Annotated in this window: 22 protein-coding genes and 1 riboswitch; all 22 genes read left to right on the top strand. The window is 68.0% G+C overall.

Annotated elements, in window-relative coordinates:
* Positions 1-241: 241 nt before the first annotated feature.
* The 22 genes from O7R11_RS08345 (at position 242) to garR (ending at position 23,786) form a co-directional block, all read left to right on the top strand.
* Positions 242-1,222 (top strand): Bug family tripartite tricarboxylate transporter substrate binding protein, encoded by a 981-nt coding sequence (locus tag O7R11_RS08345; RefSeq protein WP_337997045.1) that lies wholly within the window; start codon positions 242-244, stop codon positions 1,220-1,222.
* Between the two features lie 139 nt (positions 1,223-1,361).
* Positions 1,362-1,811: a tripartite tricarboxylate transporter TctB family protein gene (locus O7R11_RS08340; RefSeq protein WP_337997044.1), complete on the top strand. Its 450-nt coding sequence runs from the start codon at positions 1,362-1,364 to the stop codon at positions 1,809-1,811.
* Between the two features lie 18 nt (positions 1,812-1,829).
* Positions 1,830-3,350 (top strand): tripartite tricarboxylate transporter permease, encoded by a 1,521-nt coding sequence (locus O7R11_RS08335; protein ID WP_337997043.1) that lies wholly within the window; start codon positions 1,830-1,832, stop codon positions 3,348-3,350.
* 69 nt (positions 3,351-3,419) lie between these two features.
* Positions 3,420-4,778: an adenylosuccinate lyase gene (gene purB, locus O7R11_RS08330; RefSeq protein ID WP_337997042.1), complete on the top strand. Its 1,359-nt coding sequence runs from the start codon at positions 3,420-3,422 to the stop codon at positions 4,776-4,778.
* Positions 4,778-6,145, top strand: a complete 1,368-nt coding sequence (locus tag O7R11_RS08325; protein WP_337997041.1) for an MmgE/PrpD family protein — start codon at positions 4,778-4,780, stop codon at positions 6,143-6,145. The genes purB and O7R11_RS08325 overlap by 1 nt, the downstream gene beginning before the upstream one ends.
* Before the next feature lie 28 nt (positions 6,146-6,173).
* Entirely contained in the window at positions 6,174-6,464 is a 291-nt protein-coding gene (locus O7R11_RS08320) for a UxaA family hydrolase (protein WP_337997040.1), read from the top strand.
* A 31-nt stretch (positions 6,465-6,495) separates the two neighbouring features.
* Positions 6,496-7,659, top strand: coding sequence for a UxaA family hydrolase (locus tag O7R11_RS08315; RefSeq protein WP_337997039.1), 1,164 nt, complete (start codon positions 6,496-6,498; stop codon positions 7,657-7,659).
* Positions 7,660-7,673: 14 nt separating this feature from the next.
* A complete protein-coding gene (locus O7R11_RS08310; protein ID WP_337997038.1) occupies positions 7,674-8,996 on the top strand; it encodes a nickel pincer cofactor-dependent isomerase, group 22 in 1,323 nt (440 codons plus the stop codon).
* Positions 8,996-10,360: a nickel pincer cofactor biosynthesis protein LarC gene (gene larC, locus O7R11_RS08305; protein WP_337997037.1), complete on the top strand. Its 1,365-nt coding sequence runs from the start codon at positions 8,996-8,998 to the stop codon at positions 10,358-10,360. Before O7R11_RS08310 ends, larC begins: the two co-directional genes overlap by 1 nt.
* Positions 10,357-11,172: an ATP-dependent sacrificial sulfur transferase LarE gene (gene larE, locus O7R11_RS08300; RefSeq protein ID WP_337997036.1), complete on the top strand. Its 816-nt coding sequence runs from the start codon at positions 10,357-10,359 to the stop codon at positions 11,170-11,172. Before larC ends, larE begins: the two co-directional genes overlap by 4 nt.
* Positions 11,157-11,819: a nickel pincer cofactor biosynthesis protein LarB gene (larB, locus tag O7R11_RS08295; RefSeq protein WP_337997035.1), complete on the top strand. Its 663-nt coding sequence runs from the start codon at positions 11,157-11,159 to the stop codon at positions 11,817-11,819. The genes larE and larB overlap by 16 nt, the downstream gene beginning before the upstream one ends.
* A gap of 12 nt (positions 11,820-11,831) precedes the next feature.
* Positions 11,832-12,881 carry a cobalt transporter CbiM gene (gene cbiM, locus O7R11_RS08290; RefSeq protein WP_337997034.1) on the top strand — a complete coding sequence of 350 codons (1,050 nt, stop codon included), beginning with the start codon at positions 11,832-11,834 and terminating at the stop codon, positions 12,879-12,881.
* A gap of 80 nt (positions 12,882-12,961) precedes the next feature.
* Positions 12,962-13,172, top strand: a riboswitch (cobalamin riboswitch).
* Positions 13,173-13,330: 158 nt separating this feature from the next.
* Positions 13,331-13,789 carry a hypothetical protein gene (locus O7R11_RS08285; protein WP_337997033.1) on the top strand — a complete coding sequence of 153 codons (459 nt, stop codon included), beginning with the start codon at positions 13,331-13,333 and terminating at the stop codon, positions 13,787-13,789.
* A gap of 384 nt (positions 13,790-14,173) precedes the next feature.
* Positions 14,174-14,851, top strand: coding sequence for a FadR/GntR family transcriptional regulator (locus tag O7R11_RS08280; RefSeq protein WP_337997032.1), 678 nt, complete (start codon positions 14,174-14,176; stop codon positions 14,849-14,851).
* A 41-nt stretch (positions 14,852-14,892) separates the two neighbouring features.
* Positions 14,893-16,212 (top strand): ATP-dependent 6-phosphofructokinase, encoded by a 1,320-nt coding sequence (locus O7R11_RS08275; protein WP_337997031.1) that lies wholly within the window; start codon positions 14,893-14,895, stop codon positions 16,210-16,212.
* Positions 16,213-16,609: 397 nt separating this feature from the next.
* Positions 16,610-17,635 (top strand): zinc-dependent alcohol dehydrogenase, encoded by a 1,026-nt coding sequence (locus O7R11_RS08270; protein WP_337997030.1) that lies wholly within the window; start codon positions 16,610-16,612, stop codon positions 17,633-17,635.
* A 389-nt stretch (positions 17,636-18,024) separates the two neighbouring features.
* Positions 18,025-19,119, top strand: coding sequence for a TRAP transporter substrate-binding protein (locus O7R11_RS08265; RefSeq protein WP_337997029.1), 1,095 nt, complete (start codon positions 18,025-18,027; stop codon positions 19,117-19,119).
* Positions 19,120-19,195: 76 nt separating this feature from the next.
* Positions 19,196-19,705, top strand: coding sequence for a TRAP transporter small permease (locus O7R11_RS08260; protein WP_337997028.1), 510 nt, complete (start codon positions 19,196-19,198; stop codon positions 19,703-19,705).
* The gene (locus O7R11_RS08255) at positions 19,706-20,989 is read left to right on the top strand and encodes a TRAP transporter large permease (protein ID WP_337997027.1); all 1,284 of its coding nucleotides are present in this window, start codon (positions 19,706-19,708) and stop codon (positions 20,987-20,989) included. It abuts the gene before it with no gap.
* 92 nt (positions 20,990-21,081) lie between these two features.
* Positions 21,082-21,939 (top strand): transketolase, encoded by an 858-nt coding sequence (locus tag O7R11_RS08250; RefSeq protein WP_337997026.1) that lies wholly within the window; start codon positions 21,082-21,084, stop codon positions 21,937-21,939.
* 2 nt (positions 21,940-21,941) lie between these two features.
* Positions 21,942-22,877, top strand: coding sequence for a transketolase family protein (locus O7R11_RS08245; protein ID WP_337997025.1), 936 nt, complete (start codon positions 21,942-21,944; stop codon positions 22,875-22,877).
* An 18-nt stretch (positions 22,878-22,895) separates the two neighbouring features.
* Entirely contained in the window at positions 22,896-23,786 is an 891-nt protein-coding gene (gene garR, locus O7R11_RS08240) for a 2-hydroxy-3-oxopropionate reductase (RefSeq protein ID WP_337997024.1), read from the top strand.
* Positions 23,787-23,804: the final 18 nt, after the last annotated feature.

Genomic DNA, 23,804 nt, shown 5'->3' with positions numbered 1-23,804 from the left:
GTAAATATTTTTTGTCGAAAATCCCGATATATCCGAATTAACATTGTGAATATGAGGCATGCTTCCGGCAATAACCGCAAATATTTTCATGATGAATACTCTATGTAGGATTTATCCTACACTATATAAGACAAATCCTACAAACTTTTATGTTGAATAGTGTTTCCCCAGGCAGCATTCTGGCAAGACAAAAATCTCCGGCGAGACCTGCCCGGGCCGCCGTAAAAAAGGGAGGTTTAAGATGGGTTTTTCGAAAACCGGTTTGTTTTTAGGTGCGGTGATGGGCATGTGCGCCATGGTCGGCGGAGCCCAGGCCGCGAGTTTCCCCGATAAGCCGATTCAAATCGTCGTCACCTTCAAGCCGGGTGGCGGCAGCGATCTGTCCGCGCGCGTGTTCGCCAAGCACCTGTCCAAGTATCTGCCGGTGAAGGTGGTGATCACCAACATCGACGGCGCGCGCGGCCGCATGGGCGAGCTGGAAGTCAAGCGCGCCCGTCCGGATGGCTACACGGTCCTCTGGCAGCACCAGAACCTGCACATGGCCTATGCCACCGGCCGTTCCAACTACGACTACACCGCGTTCAAGCCGTTCGCCGACACCGTGCGGTCCGACAACGCCCTGATCGTCGGCAAGAACAGCCCCTACAAGACCGTGACGGAGCTCAACGCCGCGGCCAAGGCCGCCCCCGGCACCATCCGCTGGGGCGCCGCGATCAACGGCTTCAGCCACTTCGCCTTCCTCGAGTACCTCGATGCGACGAAGATGAGCGAGGAAACCTTCCACACCATCGGCATGAGCGGCGACAAGGACCGCATCATCGCCATGCTGCAGGGCAACCTCGACGCCGCCATCGTCGCGCTCAGCTCGGCCCGCCCGTATCTCGAGTCCGGCGACCTGCGCCTGCTCGGCATCATGGCGGAAGAGCGCTCCCCGGCGTATCCCAAGCTGCCGACCCTCAAGGAGCAGGGCATCGATGCGGTGTTCTACTTCGACTACATGAGCTTCGTGCCCAAGGACACCCCCGACGACCGCGTCAAGATTCTGCGCGATGCGTGGATGAAGGCGGCGGCGGACCCGGACATGCAGAAGGAATTGCATGACGGCTGGATGATCCCGACGCAACTGTCCGGCAAGGCGTTCGACGACTACCTCGCCAAGCAGATGAAGCAGTTCATGAAGCTGGCGAAGACCTATGGCCTGGCCAAGGAGGCCGGAAAGTAGGGCAGGGACCGTCCCGTCCCTGAGGCGTCGTCCGGGACAACGGAGAGAGCGCGGCCTTCATCCCGCCATGGTTGCGGGTGCGCTCCCTCCTTGCCCGGCGGCTATGGACCCAGCGGTCAATTCCTTGAGCGAGGGCGCGATGAAAACGGCAAACCGGATTGCGGCCGTCCTGATCATCCTGATCTGCCTGTTCCTGATCGGCGAGGCCTCGAAGATCGAGAGCCTGGCCTACGAGCTGATCAGCAACCGGATGTTCCCGTACATGACCTTCGGCCTCGTGCTCGCGCTCGCGGCCGGCCTTCTGGCGACGACCTTCATTCCGTCGCTCGAATCTCCCTTCCCCAGCGGCTATTGGGCGCGCGTCGTCGGCAAGCGGCGGCTGATCACCCTCGGGCTGTTCTGCGTCTACCTGCTGCTGCTGCCGGTGCTCGGCTTCCTGCCTGCGAGCTTCGGCTTCATCGTCGTCACCACCCTGGTGCTCAGCCCGCAGCGGCGCAAGGACCTGCCTGTCGCCCTGGCGCTCGGCGGCGGCGTGGTCGGCGTCTGCTACCTCGTCTTCGTGTACTGGCTGCAGTTCTATATGCCCTGACCGCCGGGAGAAATCGTCATGTGGGAACAATACGTCACGTCTTTCGGCCTCATCGCGACGCCCCAGATCATCCTGTCGATCGCGGCCGGCGTTCTGGGGGGCATGTTCATCGGCGCGATGCCGGGCCTGACCAGCACCATGGCCATCGCGCTTCTGGTGCCGGTGACCTTCGGCATGGATTCGGTGCACGGCCTCGCCCTTCTCATGGGCGTCTATTGCGGTGCGATTTCCGGCGGCTTCGTCGCCTCCTGCCTGTTGAACATTCCGGGCACGCCGTCGTCGGCGGCCACCTGCCTCGACGGCTACCCGATGTCGAAGAACGGCGGGGCGCCGCGGGCGCTCGCGCTGGCCGCCTATTCGTCGGTGATCGGCGGCTGCCTCTCCGGCCTGTGCCTGGTGATCATCGCGCCGACGCTGGCCGACTTCGCCCTGCGCTTCGGCCCCTGGGAGTACTTCTCCCTGGTCATCTTCACCTTCAGCTGCGTTTCCTCGCTGTCCAGCGGCTCGATGCTCAAGTCCTTCCTCGCCGCCGGGTTCGGCATGATGCTGGCGCTCGTCGGCACCGATCCGTCCAACGGCGTGGTGCGCTTCGCCTTCGGCTTCGAGGATTTGGAATCCGGCTTCAACGTGATGCCCGCGCTGATCGGCGTGTTCGCCATTCCGCAGCTGCTCGAGGACGTGGACGAGATCGGCGTCAAGGCGCACATCATCGAGGCGGACATCAAGTTCTCCGACTTCATGAGCGCGCTCAAGGAGATCTGGGAACGCAAGGTGGACCTCGTGCGCTCCACCTTCATCGGCATCGTCATCGGCATCCTGCCGGGCGTCGGGCCGGGGCTGTCCAACGTCGTCGCCTACGCCCAGGCGCGCACCGCCTCCAAGCATCCGGAGAAGTTCGGCCAGGGCGTCCTCGCGGAAGCGGTGATCGCGCCGGAGGCCGCCAACAACGCCTCCATGGGCGGCGCGATGATCCCGCTCTTGACCCTCGGCATCCCCGGCGACGCCTCGACCCTGATGATGCTCGGCGCCTTCATGCTGCACAACATCCAGCCGGGGCCGCTGTTGTTCCGCGACAACGGCGACATCGTCTACTCGATCTTCATCGCCTATTTCATCGCCTTCGGCTTCCTGCTGGTGTTCCTGCACTTCTGCCTCAAGCCGCTGATCAAGGCGATCGTCACCCCGGCGCAGTTCATGATCCCGGTGCTCCTGGTGCTGTGCACCGTCGGCAGCTATTCGCTCAACAACCGCATGTTCGACGTCTACTGCTTCCTCGGCTTCGGCCTGTTCGGCTACCTGCTGCGGCAGATGAAATTCCCGCTGCTGCCGGTGATCCTCGGCCTCATTCTCGGCCACATGGCGGAACAGCAGTTGCGGCTTTCGCTGACGCTGGGCTCGGGCAGCCTGCTGCCCTTCGTGACGCGGCCGATCTCGCTGGTGCTGCTGGTGGTCTCGGTGGTTTCCCTGATCCTGCCCTACGTCATGGAAGGGCGGCAGAAGAAGCGGTCGGCGGCAGCGGCGGCGGCAGACGGAAACTGACAAGAAACATCCTAGCGCGGGCGCCCCGAACGGGCGCCCGCATACGAGAAAACCCGGAGGAATAAAGGCATGTCCGTTCATTTCATCGACAACTCGGTGTTCCAGGATTCCGTCAGCACGCCGCGCATGCGCGAAATTTTCGACGAGCAGACGATGTTCCAGCGCTGGCTCGACGTCGAGCGCGCCATCGCGCTGGCGTCCGGCGAACTCGGCATCATCCCCAAGGCGGCGGCGGAGCGCATCGCCGCACATGCCAAGATGGACGGCATCGATCTCGACGCGGTGAAGGCGCACGGCAAGGTCACCGGGCACAGCCTGCTCGGCCTGCTCAAGGAGTTCCGCCGTGTGATCAACCACGACGATGCGCGCTACGTGCACTGGGGCGCCACCACCCAGGACATCATCGACACCGGCATGATGCTGATGGTGCGCGACGCCTACGCGCTGATCGAGGAGCAGATCGCCGAGACTCTGCGCCACGCCCGCCCGCTGCTCAAAACCTACCGCGACACGGTGATGGTCGGGCGCACCCACGGCGGCCATGCGCTGCCCATCACCTTCGGCATGAAGGCGGCGAGCTGGCTGGACGAAATGGGCCGCAACCTGGTGCGCTGGCGCGCCGCCAAGGAGCGCATCCTGGTGGTGGACATCGTCGGCGCGGTGGGCACCTTCGCCTCGTGGGGCGACGCGGGCTTCGCGTTGCAGCAGCGCTCGGCGGAGATTCTCGGCCTCGGCGCGCCTCTCTCGCCCTGGCCGTCGTCGCGCGACCGGGTGGCCGAGGCGGCGACGCTCTGCGCCTTGACCTCCGGCACCGCGAGCCGCATCTCCAAGGAGATCTACAACCTCGCCAAGACCGAGGTGCGCGAGATCGAGGAACCCTTCACCATGGGCAAGGTGGGCAGCAGCACCATGCCGCACAAGCGCAACCCGATCCACACCGAGTGGTCGATCGTGCTCGACCGCATCATCCGCGGCGACACCGCGGTCTCGCTGGAGGCGATGGGCGTGGAGAACGAGCGCGACGCCTCCCACTGGAAGGCGGAGTGGATCATCGTGCCGGAAATCTTCTGCATGCTGTCGGGCTCGCTCGCCCACCTCGATGCGACGCTGTCGGGCCTCTGGGTCCACCCCGAGCGCATGGAGGCCAACACCCGCATGCTCAAGGGCCTGCTGCTCTCCGAGCGGGCGATGTTCGTCCTCGCGCAGAGCATGCCGCTGCCGGAAGCGCACGAGACGGTCTACCAGGCCTCGGTGCGCGCCTTCGACAACGACACCGCGCTGATCGACGAACTGATGCAGGAGAAGGGCGTGGCCGCGGCGTGCACGCGCGAAGACATCGAGGCGGCGCTCGATCCGAAGAGCTACGTCGGCCTGGCGGGCGAGATCGCCGACCGCGTCGGCGCCCACATCGACGAACTGGTGAAGTAATGGCGAACCCGCCCGCACGCCTGGCCGAACGCCTGGCCGCCTTCACCGCGGCGCTCCGCTGGCAGGACCTGCCGGCGGACGTGCGCGGCCTGGCGGTGCAGGCGTTCCGCGACTGGGTCGCCAACGCCGCGGCCGGAACCACCACGCCGTTCGGCGAGGCGGTTCTCGCGGTGGCGCGCGCCGCGGGCGGCGGCGGACGGGCGAGCCTGATCGGCCCGCTCGGCGCGGCCGACCCGCTGACCGCCGCCCTGGTCAACGGCGGCTCGTCGCACGCGCTGGAATTCGACGACAGCCATAAGGGAACCTTCTACCACCCGGGTTCCCCGGCCTGTGCGGCGGCTCTCGCCGCCGCGCAGGCAGCCTCCCGCAGCGGCGCGGAGATGTTCGCGGGCATCGTCGCGGGCTACGAGGCGGGCATCCGCCTCGCCGCGGCGCTGGGGCCGGAACACTACCGCGTCTGGCACACCACCGGCACCGCCGGGGTGTTCGCCGCCGCCGCCGCCGCGGCGCGCACCCTCGGCCTGTCCGCCGGGCAGACCGCCGCCGCCTTCGGCCTCGCCGGAACCCAGGCCGCGGGCCTGTGGGAAGTTCTGCCCGACGCCCCGGCGGCGAAGAACCTGCACGCCGGCAAGGCGGCGCAGGGGGGCCTGCTCGCGGCGCTGCTGGCGCGCGAGGGGGTGCCCGGCCCGGCCTCGATCCTCGAGGGAAGCCGCGGCGTGTTCGCCGCCATGGTGCCCACGGGCGCCGATGCCGAGGCCTGCGTCGCCGCTCTCGGCGAGACCTGGCGCATCCGCGAGATCACCTTCAAGGCCTATCCGATCTGCGGCCACACGATGACCCCGGTGGAGGCCGCCCTGCATCTGCGCCCGCAGGTCGGCGATGCGGCGGTGGAGCGCATCGTCGTGCACTCCAACGCCATTTCCCTCCGCGTGGTGAGCAATCCGGACCCGCACGACGGCTATGCGGCGAAGTTCTCGATGCCGTATTGCGTCGCCGCGGCGCTGATCCACGGCCGCGTCACCCAGGCGGAGTTCGCGCCCGAGGCGCTGTGCGATGCGCGCATCCGCGATCTGATGGGGCGGATCGCCCTGGTGGCGGACCCCGAGTTCGACCGCATCGCCAGGACCATCCGTCCGGCGCGCATGGAAATCCACCTCGCCGATGGGCGGGTGCTGGAGGCGACCTCGGAGACGCGGCGCGGCGATCCGGAGCAGCCGCTCTCCGTGGCGGAAATTTCGGAAAAGTTCCGGGCGCTCGCCGCCCTCGCCTGGGGGACGGAGAAGGCCGCCCGGGTGGATGCGGAGATCGACGCCCTGCCGGGCTGCGATTCGGTTCCGGCATGGGCGGAACGGGTGCTTTCGGTGTGATGTGCGTGCAAGCGAGAGGAATCAATCGATGAAACGCGACGCGATTGCGATCAAGGACGGGGACAACGTGGCCACGGCCCTGCGCGACCTGGCGGCGGGAGAAACCGTCTCCGTCGGCATCGGCGACCATGTGGTGGCGGTGACCATGGCGGGCGCGGTGGAGTTCGCCCACAAGCTGGCGCTCGCCGACCTGCCCGCGGGGCAGGACATCCTCAAATACGGCGAAGTGATCGGGCGGGCGACGGAGGACATCCCCAAGGGGGCGCATGTCCATGTCCACAATATCGAGAGCCTGCGCGGCCGCGGCGATCTGGCGTGAGCCCGAGAGTTTCAGGAGAGGAGAGTACGCGATGATGGAATTCCAGGGATACCGGCGCCCCGACGGTCAGGTGGGCACGCGCAACTACGTGGGGGTGTTCTCCACCGTGGTCTGCGCCAATGAAGTGGCGGAGGATATCGCCCGCCAGGTGGACGGCGCGGTGAGCTTCACCCACCATCAGGGCTGCTGCCAGACGCCGGTCGATCTCAAGCGGGTCAACGAGGTGTTGATCGGGCTGGGCAGCAACCCCAACCTCGCCGCGGTGCTCCTCGTCAGCCTCGGCTGCGAGAGCACGGCGGTGGCCGAGGTGGTGGAGGGCATCCGCAAGACCGGCAAGCGGGTCGAGACCATCGCCATCCAGGAGCACGGCGGCGCCGCGCGCACCCGCGCCGAGGGCACCCTGATCGTCCAGGACATGGTGTCCGAGGCGACCTCGATGAAGCCTGAGAACTTCCCGATTTCCGAGCTGGTGCTCGGCATGAAGTGCGGCAGCTCCGACACCACCCAGGGCCTCTCCGCGACGCCCGCGATCGGCGTCGCCTCCGACCGCATCGTCGCGGCGGGCGGCACCACGGTGCTCGGCGAGATCACCGAGTTCATCGGCGCGGAGCACATCGTCGCCCGCCATGCCGCCACCCCGGAAATCGGGCAACAGATTCTCGCCCTGGTCGAGCGCATGGAAAACCGCGCCAAGGCGGTGGGCTGCGACATGCGCGGCGGCCAGCCGACCGGCGGCAACATCAAGGGCGGTCTCTCCACCATCGAGGAGAAGTCGCTCGGCGCCATCGCCAAGGCGGGCACCGCGCCGATCCGGGCGGTCTACGAATATGGCGAACGGCCGCAGGTGAAGGGCCTGGTGGTGATGGATTCGCCCGGCCGCGAGCCGGAAATCCTCACCGGCCTCGCCGCCGCGGGTTGCAACGTCATCGCCTTCGCCACCGGGCGCGGCGCGCCGCAGGGCTTCCCCTTCGTGCCGGTGGTCAAGCTCACCGGCAACGCGCTCACCTGGGAGCGCATGCGCGACCACATGGACATGTCGGTGGCGAGCATCATCGAAGGCACGGAGAGCATTCCCCAGGCGGGCGACCGCCTGCTCGAACGCATCGTCGAGGTCGCCTCGGGGGCGCGCACCCGGTCGGAGATCACCGGCTACACCCGCGCCATGGACATCTACGTCACCGGCCCGGTGATCTAGGAGAGGAAGGAATAATGACCCCGCGTTACGTCCAGTTGCTGAAGGACGTGGCCCTGCCGCCCGTCGCCCTGGTCCGCCAGACCTTTCCGGTCATGGAGGCGGGCGACGTGGCCGCGGCGGTGCACGAGGCGATGGCCAAGGAGGCCTGCTGCGATGCGGCGATCAAACCCGGCATGCGCATCGCGCTGACCGTGGGCAGCCGCGGGCTGGCCAGCCTGCCCGAACTGACGCGCGCCATCGCCGCGGAAATCCGCGCCCGCGGCGGCGAGCCGTTCATCGTGCCCTCCATGGGCAGCCACGGCGGCGCCACCGCCGAGGGCCAGGTGAAGATGCTCGCCCACCTCGGCGTCACCGAGGAGAGCGCAGGCTGCCCGATCCGCTCCAGCATGGAGACGGTGAACGTCGGCACGCTGGAAAACGGCATGGAGGTGCATGTCGATAAGCTCGCCTACGAGGCGGACGGCATCGTCGTGTTCAACCGCGTCAAGCCGCACACCGAGTTCCGCGGCGACAACGAAAGCGGCCTGATCAAGATGCTGGCGATCGGCCTCGGCAAGCAGTCGGGGGCCGACAATTGCCACGCCTGGGGCTCGGGCTACCTCGCCCGCTCGATCGTCGATATGGGCCGGATGAAGCTCGACCGCTGCAAGATCCTCTTCGGCGTCGCCACCCTGGAGAACGCCTACGACCGGCTCGCCCGCGTCGTGGTGCTCCCCGCGCAGGGGATGATCGAACGGGAGCGTCCGCTGCTCGCCGAGGCGATGCGCGCCATGCCGCGCCTGCCGCTCGGCCCGCTCGAAGGCTTGCAGGCGTCGGGGCCGCTCGACGTTCTGGTGCTCGACCAGGTGGGCAAGGAGTTCTCGGGCAGCGGCATGGACCCCAACATCACCGGCCGCGTCTCCACCCCGGCGATCAGCGGCGGGCCGGAGGTGGCGCGCATCGCGGTGCTCGACGTCTCCGACCACAGCGAGGGCAACGCGGTGGGCATCGGCATGGCCGACGTGATCACCCAGCGGCTGTTCGACAAGTTCGACCGCGAACCCACCTACATCAACTGCATCACGCTCGGCACCCTGACCATGGCGGGCCTGCCGATGACCATGCCCAACGACTGGGCCGCCATCGCCGCCGCGGTGAAGAGCTGCGCCTCGCATACGCCCTCTGCGATCACCCTGATCCGCGCGCCCAACAGCCTGCACCTGCAACACCTCTACGTCTCCGAGGCGCTGTTGCCGTCGGTGCGGGAGCGTCCGGGCATCGAGGTGGTCCACGAGCCGCGGCCGATGGGCTTCGACGCGGCGGGCAACCTCGCCGACCCCTGGCCGGAGCGCCACTGATGACCCGCGCCCCGGAGCATATCCACCTCGATGCGGTGGGCGGCGCGGCGGGCGACATGTTCGTCGCCGCGCTTCTCGACGCGCTGCCGGACCTGCGGCCGCGCGTGCTTGCCGACGTCGTGGCGGTGCTGCCGCCGGGGTGCGGCGCGCCGCGGCTTTCCGCGGTGCAGGCGGGCGGCATCGCCGCCCTGCATTTCGAACTGGCGGCGGAAGCCGCCCAACCTCTCCCCGATCATGCGCGCCTCCCCCATCCTGCGCATGATCACCCCGGCCATGCGCACGTACCCGAAGACGCGCATGGCCATTGCGATCATGCGCAGGGTCCTGAAGCTGCGCATGATCCTCACGGTCGTGCGCCCAGCCCCCCCGCAGCGCACGACCACTCCGGCCATGCGCATGAACCCCATGCGCATGGCCGCCCCCATCATCACGGCGCGTATGCCGACATGCGGAGCCGCATCGCGGATGCGCCGCTCTCCGCGGGCACGGCGGCGCACGCCGCGGCGATCCTGCGCCGCATCGCCGAGGCGGAGGCGGGCATCCACGGCGTGGCGCTCGACGACGTGCACTTCCACGAGATCGGCGGCTGGGACTCCCTGATGGACGTGACGGCGGCGGGCAGCATCGCCGCCGCTCTGCCCGGCGTCTCGTGGAGCGTCTCGGCGCTGCCGCTCGGCTCCGGCCTGGTCAAGACGGCGCACGGCCTGTTGCCGGTGCCGGTGCCCGCCGCCGCGGCGATCCTCGCGGGGTACGACTGGCGCGACGACGGCGTCCCCGGCGAGCGCGTCACCCCCACCGGCGCCGCGATTCTCGCCCACCTCACCGGCGGCGCCCCCGGCGTCCGCCGCGGCGGGCGGCTGCTCGCCACCGGCTGCGGCGCGGGCAGCCGCGCGCTGCCCGGCATGCCCAACATCCTGCGCGCCTCGCTGTTCGCGGCGGGGGAAGACGCGCAGACCGATGCGGTGTGCGTGGTCGAGTGCGACATCGACGACATGACCGGCGAGGAGATCGCCCAGGCCGCCGACCGCCTGCGCGCCCTGCCCGCGGTGCGCGACCTGGTTCTCACCCCCGGCATCGGCAAGAAGGGCCGCCCGCTCGTCACCCTGCGCCTGCTCGCCGATCCGGCGGGGGTGGAGGCGGTGGCGCGCGAGGTGTTCCTCGAAACCTCCACCCTGGGGCTGCGCTGGCACCGCGCCGAGCGCCGCATCCTGCCGCGGGAGGAAATCCGGGGCGGCCTGCGCGCCAAGCGGGCGCTGCGCCCCGGCGGGGTGCGCACGGTGAAGGCGGAGAGCGATGCGCTTTCGGGCATCGCCACGCTGGCGGCGCGCCGCGCCGCCAAGGCGAAAGGAGAGGAGGAACGATGACCGCCGCATTGCCCGCCGAGCGCGCCCTGCGCGCCGTACTGTCCTCCTACGGGCCGCTCGCCATCGCGGTGTCCGGCGGCATCGACAGCCTGCTGCTCGGCACCCTGGCGCACCGCTGGCTCGCCGAGACGCCGGTGATCTGCCATGCGGTTTCCCCCGCCGTGCCCGCGGCGGCGACGCAGCGGGTGCGCGCCATGGCGGCTTCCGAAGGGTGGGCGCTCGAAGTCCTTTCCGCGGGCGAGTTCGACGATGCGCGCTACCGCGCCAACCCCTACGACCGCTGCTACTACTGCAAGAGCCGCCTCTACGCCGCCTTGCGCACTCTGACCGGGCGCACCGTCGCCTCGGGCACCAACCGCGACGACCTCGGCGACTACCGCCCGGGCCTGATCGCGGCGCGCGAGCAGGGGGTGGCGCACCCCTTCGTCGAGGCGGGCATCGACAAGCAAACCATCCGCGCGCTGGCGCGGGCGGCGGGCCTGGGCGAACTGGCCGAACTGCCGGCGCAGCCCTGCCTTTCCAGCCGGGTGGAAACCGGCATCGCCATCGAGGCCGCGGACCTCGCCTTCGTCGATGCGCTGGAGGAGCGGCTGCGGCGGCGCTTCGGCGCGGAGCTGACGCTGCGGGTGCGCATCCGCGCCGCGGGCGTGGTGGTGGAGGTGCCGCCCGCCATGGGCGCGGCGACGCGGCGCGCCGTGGCGGCGCACGCCGGGGAGGTCTGCCTGGCCGAGGGGCGGGTGCCGGCGGGGGTGGAAACCTACCGCATGGGCTCCGCCTTCGTCGCGGGGAGGCGCTCATGCCCGGCGCGGTGATGGACTGGCAGCGGGTGGAGCGCATCGGCCTGCCGGAGGCGGTGTATGCCGAGGGCAAGACGCCGCAGCAGATTCAACAGATCGTCGATGCCGCCCAGGACGAGGGCCGCCGCCTGCTGATCACCCGCCTGGATGCGGAAAAATACGCCGCCCTGCCCGAGGCGGCGCGCACCGTCATCGACTACGACGCAACCTCGCGCACCGCGATTCTCGGCGCGCCGCAGGGGGCTCTGCCCATCGCGGCGGCGATCGTCACCGCCGGTCTCGCCGACCTGCCGGTGGCGGCGGAGGCGGAGCGCACCCTGGCGTTCTCCGGCGTCGGCGCGACGCTGTTCTGCGATGTCGGCGTCGCCGGGCTGTGGCGTCTGCTCGACCGCATCGACGAGATCCGCCGCCACCGCGTCGTCATCGCCGCGGCGGGCATGGAGGGCGCGCTGTTCAGCGTGCTCGCGGGGCTGATCGCCGCGCCGGTGATCGCGGTGCCCACCTCGGTGGGGCGCGGCGTCGCCACCGGCGGGCGGGTGGCGCTCGAGAGCGCGCTCGGCAGCTGTGCGCCCGGCCTGGTGGTGGTCAACATCGACAACGGTTTCGGGGCCGCGCAAGCGGCGCTGCGCATCCTGCGCGCGCCGCGCGCGGCCGAACTTTAGGGGACGGTTTCCATGCATATTCCGGATGGTTATCTCAGCGCGTCCACCTGCGCCTTCACCTATGTGTCCGCGCTGCCGTTCCTCGCCGTCGGGGTGAAGCGGGCGGGCCGTCTGCCGCGCGAGCGCCTGGCGCCGCTGGTGGGGCTGGCCTCCGCCTTTTCCTTCGTGGTGATGATGTTCAACCTGCCGCTGCCGGGAGGCACCACCGGGCATGCCGTGGGCATGGGAATAGCCGCCGCGGTGCTCGGCCCATGGGCCTCGATGCTGGCGATCTCGGTGGCGCTGGCGATCCAGGCCCTGGTCTTCGGCGACGGCGGCGTCACCACCCTCGGGGCCAACGTCCTCAACATGGCGGTGGTCGGCTCCCTCGTCGCCTATGCGGTCTACGTCGGCCTCGCCGGGCGCTCGGAGATCCGCTCGACGCGCCGCGTCGCCGCCGCCGCGGTGGCGGGCTACGTGGCGCTCAACGCCGCGGCGCTGCTCGCCGCCTTCGAGTTCGGCATCCAGCCGATGTTCTTCCACGATGCCGGAGGCATGCCGCTCTATGCGCCGTACCCGCTCGCCGTGGCGGTTCCGGCGATGATGGCGGGCCACCTCGGCTTCGCCGGTCTCGGCGAGATGGTGGTCACCGGCGGCCTCTTCGCCTACCTCCAGCACGCCCATCCGGAGCTTCTCGCTCCCTCCGCCGATCTGCCCGCGGGCGTCTCGCCGCGGCGCGCGGTGAAGCGCCTGTGGGTCGGCCTCGCCGCGATGGCGGCGGCCACGCCCTTGGGCCTGCTCGCCACCGGCATCGCCTGGGGCGAGTGGGGGGTCTCGGACTTCCTCGACCCGGCGGGGCGTGCGGCGATCGAGTTGGCCTCCGGCGACGCCGCCCTGCCCGAGGCGGTGCCGCAGGGCCTGGCGCGCCTCGCCGAGGCGTGGTCCGCGCCGATTCCCGACTATGCGCCCGCCTTCCTCTCCGGCGAGGCGATGGGCTACGTTCTTTCCGCCGCGCTCGGCGCTGGGCTGATCGCCCTGGCCTTCGCCGTTGCGGCGCGGCTGGGGCCGCGCCCGGCGCGCTGAATCCCCCCTCGCGGGCGGGCCGCCGCGCCCGCCCGCGAAGATGTTACAGTGTTGCCTCTCTTGACATCTCCGCCCGCAGTGGCGTAGATGGGCATGTCGGTGTCCGGTGCGGCTGTCGTCCGCCCGGATGAAAAGGGAACCCGGTGCGGCGCTGCGCGCCTAGTCCGGGGCTGCCTCCGTAACTGTGAGCGGCGAGCTTGCGGTCGATCGGGCCACTGGGAAACTGGGAAGGCCGACCGCGCATGGCGACGACCCGCAAGCCAGGAGACCTGCCGGCGATACGTCGCTTTCCTGTGGGCGGAGGTCCGTGGGGACGGTGAAAAGCCGTTGCGGTGACGTGGTTGTCGCAATGGGCCGTCGCGCGATTTTTTTCCCGAACGTCCATTGTGCCTGTCCGCCCCCGGCGGCGGCGCCCCCGTGCGTCGCCGCCTGACCGAACGAGGCTCGCCATGACGAAACAGCCGAGAGTGGTGTTCATGTTTTCCCACCCGTTCCTGCCGCAAGCCTGGGAGGCCGCCCGCGCCCTCCTGGCGGAACGGGGCATCGCCTGCACCGTCGCCGACCAGACGCAGCCGCGCGACTGGAACGCCTTCGCCGCCGAGGAGGTGGAGACCGCGGATGCGCTCTACCTCGACCTGACGCCGGATTTCGGCGGCTTCGACACGCTGCTCGACGCGGCGATGGCGGTGCCGCTGGTGGTGCCCGGCGGCGGCGCGGTGGCCGAGGAGTGGACGGAAACGGACAGCGGCGCGCGGGAGGCGATGCGCGCCTGCCTGTGCGCCGGACGGGCGGAGGACCTGGCCGGGGGGGCGCTCTGGCTTTTGCGCCGCTGCGGCTCTTGGCGCTTCGCCCTGCCGCAGGCACAGGCACAGGCGCCGCGCGCCGCGGCGCTCGAAGCGGCCCTGTGAAAGGCGCTTCGCGCGCGCCGGGAAGCGCCTTCGGCGCGCGCGGACGCGTGGCCGCAACGATGCGGCCGCAAGGGCCGTCTCCGGCCGATCGGCGGGGGCGCGGACCCCGGAGGGGCGGCATGTCCGCCGCCGGGGCGAAGAGCAAGTAAGAATAATTACAATCAATGAGATTGCTCAAGGGAAGGGAAGAAGAATCCCTCCCCTCGATGGGCAGTGGTGAATCTTGACTGGTTGCCTGTATAACTATATAGATTGCTAGCTGGCCTTCTGGGTGGACCAGTAGTCCTGTTGTCCGGGAAAATGCGGGGGAAAACACAGGGAATGGTGGCCTTGGATATCCACGAGCGGATCCCTGCGCTGGGGTCCAAGATCGCGAAACACACGATGAAGGAACAGATCAGCGACAAGATCGCCTATCTGATCTGTTCCGGCTTCCTGCGGGTGGGGGACGAGCTTCCCAGCGAGCGGGAGCTGGCCAAGGCGCTCGGCGTCAGCCGCGAGACGGTGCGCGGCGCGATCCAGTCGCTGGCGGGGCGCGGCATGCTGGAGGTTTCGCAGGGGGCGCGTACGCGGGTGGTGCGCAGCGACGGCTTCGCCCTCTACGAGGCGGTGACCACCCTGAGCGAACTCAAGAACTACTCGCCGCAGACCGTCTACGAGGCGCGCATGACGGTGGAGAGCGCGGTGGTGCGCAACGCCGCCGGGCACATGACGAAGGAGACGTTGCAGCACCTCGACAGGCTGCTCGCGGTGCAGGCGACGCTGTTCGACGATCCGTCGGCCTTCCAGATCTCCGACCGGGAATTCCACGAGGTGATCTACCGGAGTTGCGACAACCCGTTGCTGGCGAAGTTCGTGAGCGACCTCTACGCCTATGCGCTCGACGTGCGGCGCCACGCGATCAGCCGTCCCGGCGCGATCAGGAAGAGTTACGAGGACCACCTGAAGGCCTACGAGGCGTTCGCCTCCGGCGATGCGGAGGCCGCGGTGACGGCGATGTCGTCGCACCTCGTCACCGTCTACACCACGTCCCAGGAGTTCGGGAAGAACAGGAACGGGTGACCGGGAGCCCCGGGAGTTTCCCGCTGCCCGGCGTAGAGGATATGATGTCGGATCATCGCGGCGAGGGCGTGCTGGACACCACCATCGAGACCCTGGGGACGCCGACGGTCGCGTCGCCGCTCGCGGGCCGCCGTTTCATTCCCGACGATCACTTCGCGAACATCTGCCTGAGCCCGGAGGACATCGACGACGTCGCCGAGGAAACCGAGGCCGATTTCGAGATCGCGGGGCCGCGCGAACGGCTGTATTTCGATCCCGCCGGGGTCAAGGCCGCGGTGGTGACCTGCGGCGGGCTCTGCCCCGGCCTCAACGACGTCATCCACGCGATCGTCCTCGAGGCGCTCAACGCCTACCGCGTTTCCGGCGTCGTCGGCATCCGCTTCGGCCTGCAGGGGCTGATCCCCCGCTACGGCCACCCGCCGGTGGAGCTGACGCCGCAGGCGGTGGCGGGCATCCATCAGCAGGGCGGCACCATTCTCGGCACCTCGCGCGGACGGCAGCCCGCCGGAGAAATGGTGGATTTTCTCGAAAGCCGGGGCATCGGCCAGCTCTTCGTCATCGGCGGCGACGGCACGATGAAGGCGGCGATGCGCCTCAGCGAGGAGGTGCGCCGCCGCGGCGCGGCGATCGCGGTGATCGGCGTGCCGAAGACCATCGACAACGACATCAGCCTGGTCACCTCGTCCTTCGGCTTCGACACCGCGGTGGAGCGCGCGGCGGAGGCGATCCGCTGCGTCCACACCGAGGCGGTGAGCGTCCCCAACGGCATCGGCGTGGTCAAGCTGATGGGCCGCGAATCCGGCTTCATCGCGGCGCAGGCGGCGCTGGTGGTCAAGGATGCGGATTTCGTCCTGGTGCCCGAGGCGCCCTTCAGCCTGCGCGGCGAGGGCGGGCTTCTGCCCTCTCTGGCGGAGCACCTGCGGCGGCGCGGCAACGCGGTGATCGTCGTCGCCGAGGGCGCGGGGCAGGATCTCATCGCCGCCGCCGCGCCGCAGGCCGACGCCTCGGACAACCTGCGGCTGGGCGATATCGGCGGTTTCCTCATCCGCGAGATCGACGCATACCTGAAGGAGCAGGGCATGCTCCACAGCTTCAAGTACATCGACCCGAGCTACCTCATCCGCTCCGTCCCCGCCAACGCCAACGACCGCATCTATTGCGGCTTCCTCGGCCAATATGCGGTGCACGCGGCGATGGCGGGCAAGACCGGCATGGTGGTGAGCAAGCTCTACGGCCGCTACGTCCACCTGCCCCTGGCGCTGGTCACGCGCCGCCGCCGCAGGCTCAACCTCACCTCTTCGTGCTGGCAGTCGATCCTCGAAACCACCGAACAGCACCGGCTCGCCGCCGTCGCGCGGTAGCCGCGGCCAGCCGCCCGGCGGCCACTGGTCCGGCGGCGGGCGGGCATCCTGCCGACTCGGTGAAGGCGGCGGCGGGGGCCGGGCCGGGCCGCGGGGCGGAAACGCGCCCCCGGCGCTTCCGCTTCCGGCGTTTCCGTGGCCGCCGGGGAGGCTTGCCGCCGAGGGGGAGAGGTCCCGGAGCGGGCGCTTGACAGAATAGCCACACGGGAAGTAGAGTTTAAGCAACTGGTATGCTAAGCGGTCCAGTTGAGGGCCTCTCCGGACCGGCGCACCGGACGGAGCGCCGTCCGCGCCTGAGCCCGCGCCCGCCTGTACGTGGTTGGTGGCGGTTGTCTGGTCTACTGGATGGTCGAGGCAACCTGTTGCCGGGGCCGGAGCAGCAAGGAGGACGAAGAGGGTGAAGGCGCTTGTGTTCTACGGGAACGAGGATTTGCGGCTCGCCGACGTCGCCGACCCGAAGGCCGGTCCGGGGGAAGCCCTGATCCGCGTCAAGGCCTGCGGCATCTGCGGCTCGGACGTGCACGGCTATCTCGGCATCACCGGGCGGCGCACCCCGCCGATGGTGATGGGGCACGAGTTCGCGGGCGAGGTCGCCGCGGTCGGCCCCGGCGTCGCCGATATCCGCGTCGGCGACCGGGTGGCGCCCTATCCCGTGGTGTTCTGCGGCGAGTGCGCGGCCTGCCGTGCGGGCAACATGCACCTCTGCCTCAACAAGCGGGCCCTCGGGGTGCTCGACTGCGACGGCGCGATGGCGGAATACATCGCGATTCCCGCGCGGCTGCTGTTCAAGCTGTCGGCGAACGTTTCCTACGACGTCGGGGCGATGATGGAGCCTCTCGCGGTGGCGATGCGCGGCGTCAACCATGCGGGCGATCTTGCGGGCAAGACCGTGCTGGTGGTCGGCGCGGGCACCATCGGCCTGCTCGCCCTCGCCCTGGTGAAGACGCGCCATCCGGCGCAGGTGTTCGTCTCCGACCTCAGCGACGCGCGCCTTGCGGTGGCCGGGCGGCTGGGCGCCGATTGCGCGGTCAACCCGTCGAAGGAGGACCTCGCCGCCGCGGTCAGGGCCGCGACCGGCGGCGCGGGCGCGGACGTGGCGATCGAGGCGGTGGGGGCCACGCCGACGGTGCAGCAGGCGATGTCCTGCCTGCGCACCGGCGGCGTCGGCGTGTGGATCGGCAATTCCGCCAGGATGGTCAGCGTCAACATGCAGGAGATCGTCACCCGGGAGCTGCGGGTCGCGGGGTCGTTCCTCTATACCGTCCGGGAATTCGGCGAGGTGGTCGGCCTGCTCAACGAGGGCAGGCTCGACGTCGAGCCGGTGATCAGCCTCAAGGCGCCGATGATGGAGGAGGGGATCGCGCTTTTCGCCAAGCTGGCGAAGGACCCCGGACCGCTGATCAAGGTGATCCTGAACAACTGAACAGGCGAGACATCGGACCGGAGCGCGCTCCGGAACGTCTGCCGGGGACGATCGAGGCCGGAACCGGCGTGCACAGGGGAAGTTTAATGACGGACGGAACTCTTCGGCGTCTCAGGAGCTGCCGCCTCCTTCCCCGGCAGAAGGATTTCGCTCGGGGGATTCTCCGATCGATCGGGAGACGGGTCGATTTCTCCCAGGGACAGGCCGCGGATAATTCGGCGGCGGACCCGGGAACGGAAGCATCCCCCGGCCCGCCGCAGGATCAACCTCAAGAAATGGAGCCATAACGCAGCAACAGAAAACTTCATGGATCAGGAGAGTACCAAGCCGGTGTTGTGAGGGAGCCTTCTTTCACAACCCAGGGAGGCCACACCCATAAGAGGATCGTCATGAAAAAATTCGTAAAAGCGGTCATGGTTGCGGGGCTTGTTTGTTTCGGACTGATCGGCGTCTCGCAAGCGTATGCGCAAACCAAAAGCTCCGAGGTCACGCTGAAGGCGGAGGCCAAGGTCAAACCCGATTACACCATTCGTTTCGCCTACTACGACGCGGGCACCTGGCCGGCGCTGTCGAAGAATCCGCTGCCCGAGCATGCCTTCGCCCTGGTGTTCAAGAACATCGTGGAAGCCAGCACCAACGGCAAGGTCGCGGTCGATCTCTTCCCCGGCAATGCGCTGGGCGACACCAAGGCGACGATGGAAATGGCCCGTTCGGGCAGCATCGAGATGGTCACCACCACCGGCACCATCGCCAGCCTCTATCCGCAGGTCCAGGTGATTTTCCTGCCCTACGTGTTCAAGTCCGACGAGATCGCCTGGTGGTTCTTCGACGAGAGCAAGATGTGGAAGGACATGACCGCCGAGCTCGAGAAGAAGACCGGCCTCAAGATGCTCGCGGTCGGCCAGAACGGCACCCGCCACTTCACCAACAGCAAGCGCCCGATCCACACCCCGGCGGACATGAAGGGGCTGAAGTTCCGCGTCATGCAGTCGCCGATCTACGTGAAGATGGTCGAGGCGATGGGCGCCGCAGCCACGCCGCTGGCGTCCGGCGAAATCTACACCGCCTGCCAGACCGGCGTCGTCGATGGCCAGGAAAATCCGATCTGGAACATCGCCGCCAACAAGTGGAACGAAGTGCAGAAGTACATCACCCTCGACGGCCACACCTGGAGCGAGAACTTCGTGACGATCAACGCGGCGTTCTTCAACAAGCTGCCGAAGGAATACCAGCACATCATCAAGATCGCCGCCTATCAGGGGCAGATCGCCGACCGCGCCGCCGAGACCCTGGCCTCGCGCGTGCTCGATTTCGAATCGATCAAGAAGAGCATGGACATCTACGTCCCCACTCCGGCCGAGCTTGAGGAGTTCAAGAAGGCCGCCGCCCCGACCTACACCTGGCTGCGCGGCCAGGTCGGCGACGCCGTCGTCGATAAGTTCCTCGCGACCGTGAAGGAAGGCGAGAAGGTCTACGGTTACTGAGCGGTTTTTCAAGCAAAACGAACTCCCCTCCGGGAAACTCCCGGAGGGGGCGTGAGGGACATCAAGGGGGGCTTTTATGCAAATGCTTGAAAAGCTCAGCGACGCTTTGGACAAGCTCGCTGTGTTCTTGGGGGCTCTGATCCTGGGGGGGGTCTTTCTGCTCGTGATGAGCGGCGTGGTCTTCCGCATCACCGGTCACAACTTCTCTCTTTCGGAGGAGCTGTCGCGCTGGGGTCTGGTCAGCATCTGCTTCATCGGTTCGAGCGCCGCGCTCAAGCGCAAACAGCACGTCGGCGTGAACATGCTGTTGCAGGTGCTGCCGCTCGGCATCGGCAAGGTTTGCGTCGCCGTCTCCTATCTCGCGGTGCTTACGACGGTCGCCTTCTCCGCCCACTACAGCCTCCGGGCCGCGATGTGCGCCCAGGGGATGGTCGGCGACATCGTGCCGGTGTCGATGATGTACGTGAAGCTCAGCCTGCCGTTCGGCATGGCGATGATGTTCGTGCATCTGCTCTACGGGCTGTTCTCGATCCCCAAGGGGAAGACCATCAACTCCGTCCTCATCGGCACGCAGGAGGAGGTGTGAATGGTCGCCCTGATCTTCGTCTTCATCGGCGCGTTGCTGATCGGCATTCCGATCGCCTTCGTCATCGGCTGTTCGGCGCTCTACTACTTCCTGTTCGTCGGCAACATCCCGATGGACATGATCGGGCAGAAACTCTACAGCGGCTGCGACAATTTCGTGCTGCTGGCGATCCCGTTCTTCATCCTTGCCGGGGACCTGATGAACCGCTCGAAGATCACCGATTCCCTGGTGAACTTCGCCAAGCTGCTGGTCGGCCGCATTCCCGGGGCGCTGGCCCAGGTGAACGTGGTGTGCAGCATCTTTTTCGCCGGGATCACCGGCGCCGGCGTCGCCGACGTGGCGGCCCTCGGCTCGGTGCTCATCCCCTCGATGCGCAAGGAGGGCTACGCCACCGACTATGCCGCCGCGATCACCGTGGCGAGCTCGGTGATCGGCCCGATCATTCCGCCGAGCATCATCATGGTGGTCTACAGCATGACCACCGGCGAATCGGTGGGCGCGCTGTTCGCCGCGGGCTTCGTGCCGGGGCTGTCGGTCGGCCTCACCCTGATGATCATGAGTTACTACTTCGCGATCCGCTACAAGCACCCGCGCCGCACCGAATCGATCCCGTTCGCGGAGGCGGTGGTCACGGTGCGCAAGTCGCTGACCGCGCTGATGTGTCCGGTGATTCTCGTCGGCGGCATCTTCTCCGGCGACTTCACCCCCACCGAGGCGGCGGCGGTCGCCTGCTTCTACGCGATGATCGCGGGCGTCTTCCTGCTCAAGACGCTGTCCTTCCGGGACATCGTCGAGTGCATCGCGCGGTCGGCGGTGTCGTCCTCGGTGATCCTGCTGATCATCGCCATGGCCGGGCTGTTCAGCCAGGTGATGGCGCTGGAGCATCTGCCGCGCACCGCGGCCCAACTGATCCTGCAGATCACCCAGAACAAGTACACCTACCTGCTGCTGGTGAACCTGCTGCTGCTGTTCATGGGCATGATCATGGAGACCGCGGCGAGCGTCATCCTGCTCGCGCCGATCCTGCTGCCGATCGCCATCCAGCTCGGCATCCATCCGCTGCACTTCGCGCTGGTGATGCTGGTCAACCTCAACATCGGCCTGATCACGCCGCCGGTGGGCGTCTGCCTGTTCGCCGCGGCGCCGATCGCGGGGATCAGCATCGAGAAGATATCGAAAGCGATCATGCCGTTCATCTGCGCGGAACTGTTCGCGTTGTTGATGATCACGTACATCCCGGAACTGGTTCTGATCGTTCCGCGGATGCTCGGGTTCATTCGCTAGGGGCGTGTCCGCCGCGCCGTGCCCGCCGGGGGAGGCTTCGCAGCCGCCACCGGCGCCTGGGCAGGACGCGCGGCTTGGGAAAGGAGAAACAGGTGGCTGACCAAGCGTTGATCAAGGACCTCGAAGCCAAGGCGGTGCAGTTGCGCTGCAACGTTCTCGAGATGATCGGTATCGGCAAGGCGGGGCACTGGGGCGGTTCGGCCTCCCTCGCCGAGGCGATGGCGGTGCTCTACTTCCACGTGATGAACGTGGACGCCAAGGCGCCCAAGGCGCCCGACCGCGACCGTCTGCTGCTCTCCAAGGGCCACGGCGCGTTGATCCAGTATGCCGCGCTGTGCGAACTCGGCTATTTCCCGCGCGAGGAGATGCAGCGGGTGAAGAGCCTGAACGGCCTGTTGCAGGGCCACCCGGACCTCAGCATCCCCGGCGTCGAGGCGGTCACCGGCTCGCTCGGCCAGGGGCTTTCGATCGGCGTCGGCATGGCGCTGGCGCTGCGTTTGGATAAGAAGGCCTCCCGCGTCTACGTGGTGATGGGCGACGGCGAGCAATCCGAAGGGCAGCTCTGGGAAGCCGCGATGGCGGCGAGCAACTTCAAGCTCGACAACCTCACCGCCTTCCTCGACTGGAACAAGATCCAGGCGACCGGCCGCACCGAGGACGTGTTCAAGATTCCCGACCTCGACAAGAAGTGGGCGTCCTTCGGCTGGGAGGTTTTCTCCGTCGATGGCCACGACGTCGAAAAGCTGCTCGCCGCGGTGGACAAGGCCAAGGCGGTGAAGGGGCGTCCCACCCTCGTCATCCTCGATACGGTCAAGGGCAAGGGCGTCTCCTTCGCCGAGAACACCCCGGCCTACCACAACGGCACGTTCGACGAGGCCAGGTTCACCCTGGCGATGGCCGAGCTCGAAGCGCGGAAAGCCGCCCTCGCAGCGCAGAAGGAGATGGTGTGATCATGGAGAAGAAGAGCTTGCGCACGGCCTACGGCGAAGCGCTGGTGGAAATGGGCAAGACCAACCCGGACATCGTGGTGTTGGAAGCCGACCTCGGCAAATCGACGATGTCGTGCCTGTTCAAGGACGCCTATCCGGAGCGTTACTTCGAAATGGGCATCGCCGAGCAGAGCATGGCCTCCACCGCGGCGGGGCTGGCGCTTTCGGGGAAGGTGCCGTTCTACAGCACCTTTGCGGTGTTCGCCTTCGGCCGCGCCTACGACCAGATCCGCTGCGGCATCGCGATCCCGAACGCCAACGTCAAGATCTGCGGGTCGAGCTGCGGCTTCTCCGATTTCGGCGACGGCAAGACCCACCAGTCGATCGAGGACGCGAACGTGATGCGGATGATCCCGCACATGATCGTCCTCAACCCCTGCGACGCGGTGGAAACCCGCAAGATGATGCGGGCGATGGCGGCCTACGACGGGCCGGTCTACATCCGCATCAACCGCAACGACCTGCCGGTCTACACCGCCGAGGAAGGCGACTACGAGATCGGCAGGATGTCGCGCATCGTCGCGGGCGCCGACCTCGTGATCTTCGCCACCGGCTCGATGGTGTGGAAGTCCGTCGAGGCGGCGGAGCTGCTGAAGGCCGAAGGCATTTCCGCCGAGGTGGTCAACGTCAGCACGCTGAAGCCGCTCGCCAAGGAGGAGATCCTCAAATACGTGGCGGGCAAAAAGGCGATCGTCACCGCCGAGGAGGCGACCAAGCTCGGCGGCCTCGGCAGCGCCATCGCCGAACTGCTGATCGGCGAGATCGCCCTGCCGTTCGAGCGGGTGGGCGTGGACGACGCGTTCGGCACCTCGGCCCACAGCTATGCGGAACTCTTGGAGACGTACGGGCTGACCGAGCGCCACATCGCCGCAGCCGCGAAGAAAGCCCTCAAAAGGTAAGAGACAGGAGCACGGACAATGAAGATCGGCTTCATCGGGATCGGCATCATGGGCCGGCCCATGGCGAAGAACTTGCTCAAGGCGGGCTACGACCTCGTCGTCTACGACAAGGTCGCGAAGCTGGACGACGTGGTGGCCGCCGGGGCCAAGGCGGGCGCTTCCAACAAGGACGTGGCCGCGCAGTGCGAGGTGGTGATCACCATGCTGCCCAACTCGCCGCACGTGAAGGAGGCGGTGCTCGGCGAGAACGGCGTGCTCGAAGGGGCGAAGCCGGGCACCATCCTCGTCGATATGAGCTCGATCGCCCCCGGCGCGGCGCAGGAGATCTGCAAGGCGGCGGCGGAAAAGGGCGTGGTCATGCTCGACGCGCCGGTTTCCGGCGGCGAGCCGAAGGCGATCGACGGCACCCTCGCGGTGATGGTCGGCGGCGACGCCGCGGCGTTCGACACGGTCAAGCCGATCCTCGAAAAGATGGGTTCCTCGGTGGTGCGCGTGGGCGAATCCGGCGCGGGCAACGTCACCAAGCTCGCCAACCAGATCGTCGTCGCGCTCAACATCGCCGCGGTGTCCGAGGCGCTGGTCCTCGCCACCAAGGCGGGGGTGGACCCCGAGGCGGTGTTCGACGCGATCAAGGGCGGCCTCGCCGGGTCCACGGTGATGAACGCCAAGGTGCCGATGATGCTCGCCCGCAACTTCGCGCCGGGCTTCCGCATCGAACTGCACGTCAAGGACCTGCAAAATGCGCTGGACACCGCGCATGCGCTGCACGTCGCGGTGCCGCTCACCGCGAGCGTGATGGAGACGATGCAGGCGGTGACGCTCGACGGCCACTCCACCTCCGACCACAGCGCCCTCGTCCGCTATTACGAGAAGCTGGCCCAGGTCGAGGTGCGCAAGCAACCGGCATGACCGCGAGCCCCCATGCGG

It is taken from the genome of Oleispirillum naphthae (assembly GCA_027864655.1).
Lineage (GTDB): Bacteria > Pseudomonadota > Alphaproteobacteria > Rhodospirillales > Rhodospirillaceae > Oleispirillum > Oleispirillum naphthae.
Note: the sequence above shows the minus strand (reverse complement) of the source record. Positions and strands in the feature narration are given on the sequence as shown.

What these genes read in the sequence shown, in the direction of transcription:
- O7R11_RS08345 (WP_337997045.1), top strand. Translation starts at nt 242, where the DNA reads ATGGGTTTTTCGAAAACCGGTTTGTTTTTAGGTGCGGTGATGGGCATG.
- O7R11_RS08340 (WP_337997044.1), top strand. Translation starts at nt 1,362, where the DNA reads ATGAAAACGGCAAACCGGATTGCGGCCGTCCTGATCATCCTGATCTGC.
- O7R11_RS08335 (WP_337997043.1), top strand. Translation starts at nt 1,830, where the DNA reads ATGTGGGAACAATACGTCACGTCTTTCGGCCTCATCGCGACGCCCCAG.
- purB (WP_337997042.1), top strand. Translation starts at nt 3,420, where the DNA reads ATGTCCGTTCATTTCATCGACAACTCGGTGTTCCAGGATTCCGTCAGC.
- O7R11_RS08325 (WP_337997041.1), top strand. Translation starts at nt 4,778, where the DNA reads ATGGCGAACCCGCCCGCACGCCTGGCCGAACGCCTGGCCGCCTTCACC.
- O7R11_RS08320 (WP_337997040.1), top strand. Translation starts at nt 6,174, where the DNA reads ATGAAACGCGACGCGATTGCGATCAAGGACGGGGACAACGTGGCCACG.
- O7R11_RS08315 (WP_337997039.1), top strand. Translation starts at nt 6,496, where the DNA reads ATGATGGAATTCCAGGGATACCGGCGCCCCGACGGTCAGGTGGGCACG.
- O7R11_RS08310 (WP_337997038.1), top strand. Translation starts at nt 7,674, where the DNA reads ATGACCCCGCGTTACGTCCAGTTGCTGAAGGACGTGGCCCTGCCGCCC.
- larC (WP_337997037.1), top strand. Translation starts at nt 8,996, where the DNA reads ATGACCCGCGCCCCGGAGCATATCCACCTCGATGCGGTGGGCGGCGCG.
- larE (WP_337997036.1), top strand. Translation starts at nt 10,357, where the DNA reads ATGACCGCCGCATTGCCCGCCGAGCGCGCCCTGCGCGCCGTACTGTCC.
- larB (WP_337997035.1), top strand. Translation starts at nt 11,157, where the DNA reads ATGCCCGGCGCGGTGATGGACTGGCAGCGGGTGGAGCGCATCGGCCTG.
- cbiM (WP_337997034.1), top strand. Translation starts at nt 11,832, where the DNA reads ATGCATATTCCGGATGGTTATCTCAGCGCGTCCACCTGCGCCTTCACC.
- O7R11_RS08285 (WP_337997033.1), top strand. Translation starts at nt 13,331, where the DNA reads ATGACGAAACAGCCGAGAGTGGTGTTCATGTTTTCCCACCCGTTCCTG.
- O7R11_RS08280 (WP_337997032.1), top strand. Translation starts at nt 14,174, where the DNA reads ATGAAGGAACAGATCAGCGACAAGATCGCCTATCTGATCTGTTCCGGC.
- O7R11_RS08275 (WP_337997031.1), top strand. Translation starts at nt 14,893, where the DNA reads ATGATGTCGGATCATCGCGGCGAGGGCGTGCTGGACACCACCATCGAG.
- O7R11_RS08265 (WP_337997029.1), top strand. Translation starts at nt 18,025, where the DNA reads ATGAAAAAATTCGTAAAAGCGGTCATGGTTGCGGGGCTTGTTTGTTTC.
- O7R11_RS08260 (WP_337997028.1), top strand. Translation starts at nt 19,196, where the DNA reads ATGCAAATGCTTGAAAAGCTCAGCGACGCTTTGGACAAGCTCGCTGTG.
- O7R11_RS08255 (WP_337997027.1), top strand. Translation starts at nt 19,706, where the DNA reads ATGGTCGCCCTGATCTTCGTCTTCATCGGCGCGTTGCTGATCGGCATT.
- O7R11_RS08245 (WP_337997025.1), top strand. Translation starts at nt 21,942, where the DNA reads ATGGAGAAGAAGAGCTTGCGCACGGCCTACGGCGAAGCGCTGGTGGAA.
- garR (WP_337997024.1), top strand. Translation starts at nt 22,896, where the DNA reads ATGAAGATCGGCTTCATCGGGATCGGCATCATGGGCCGGCCCATGGCG.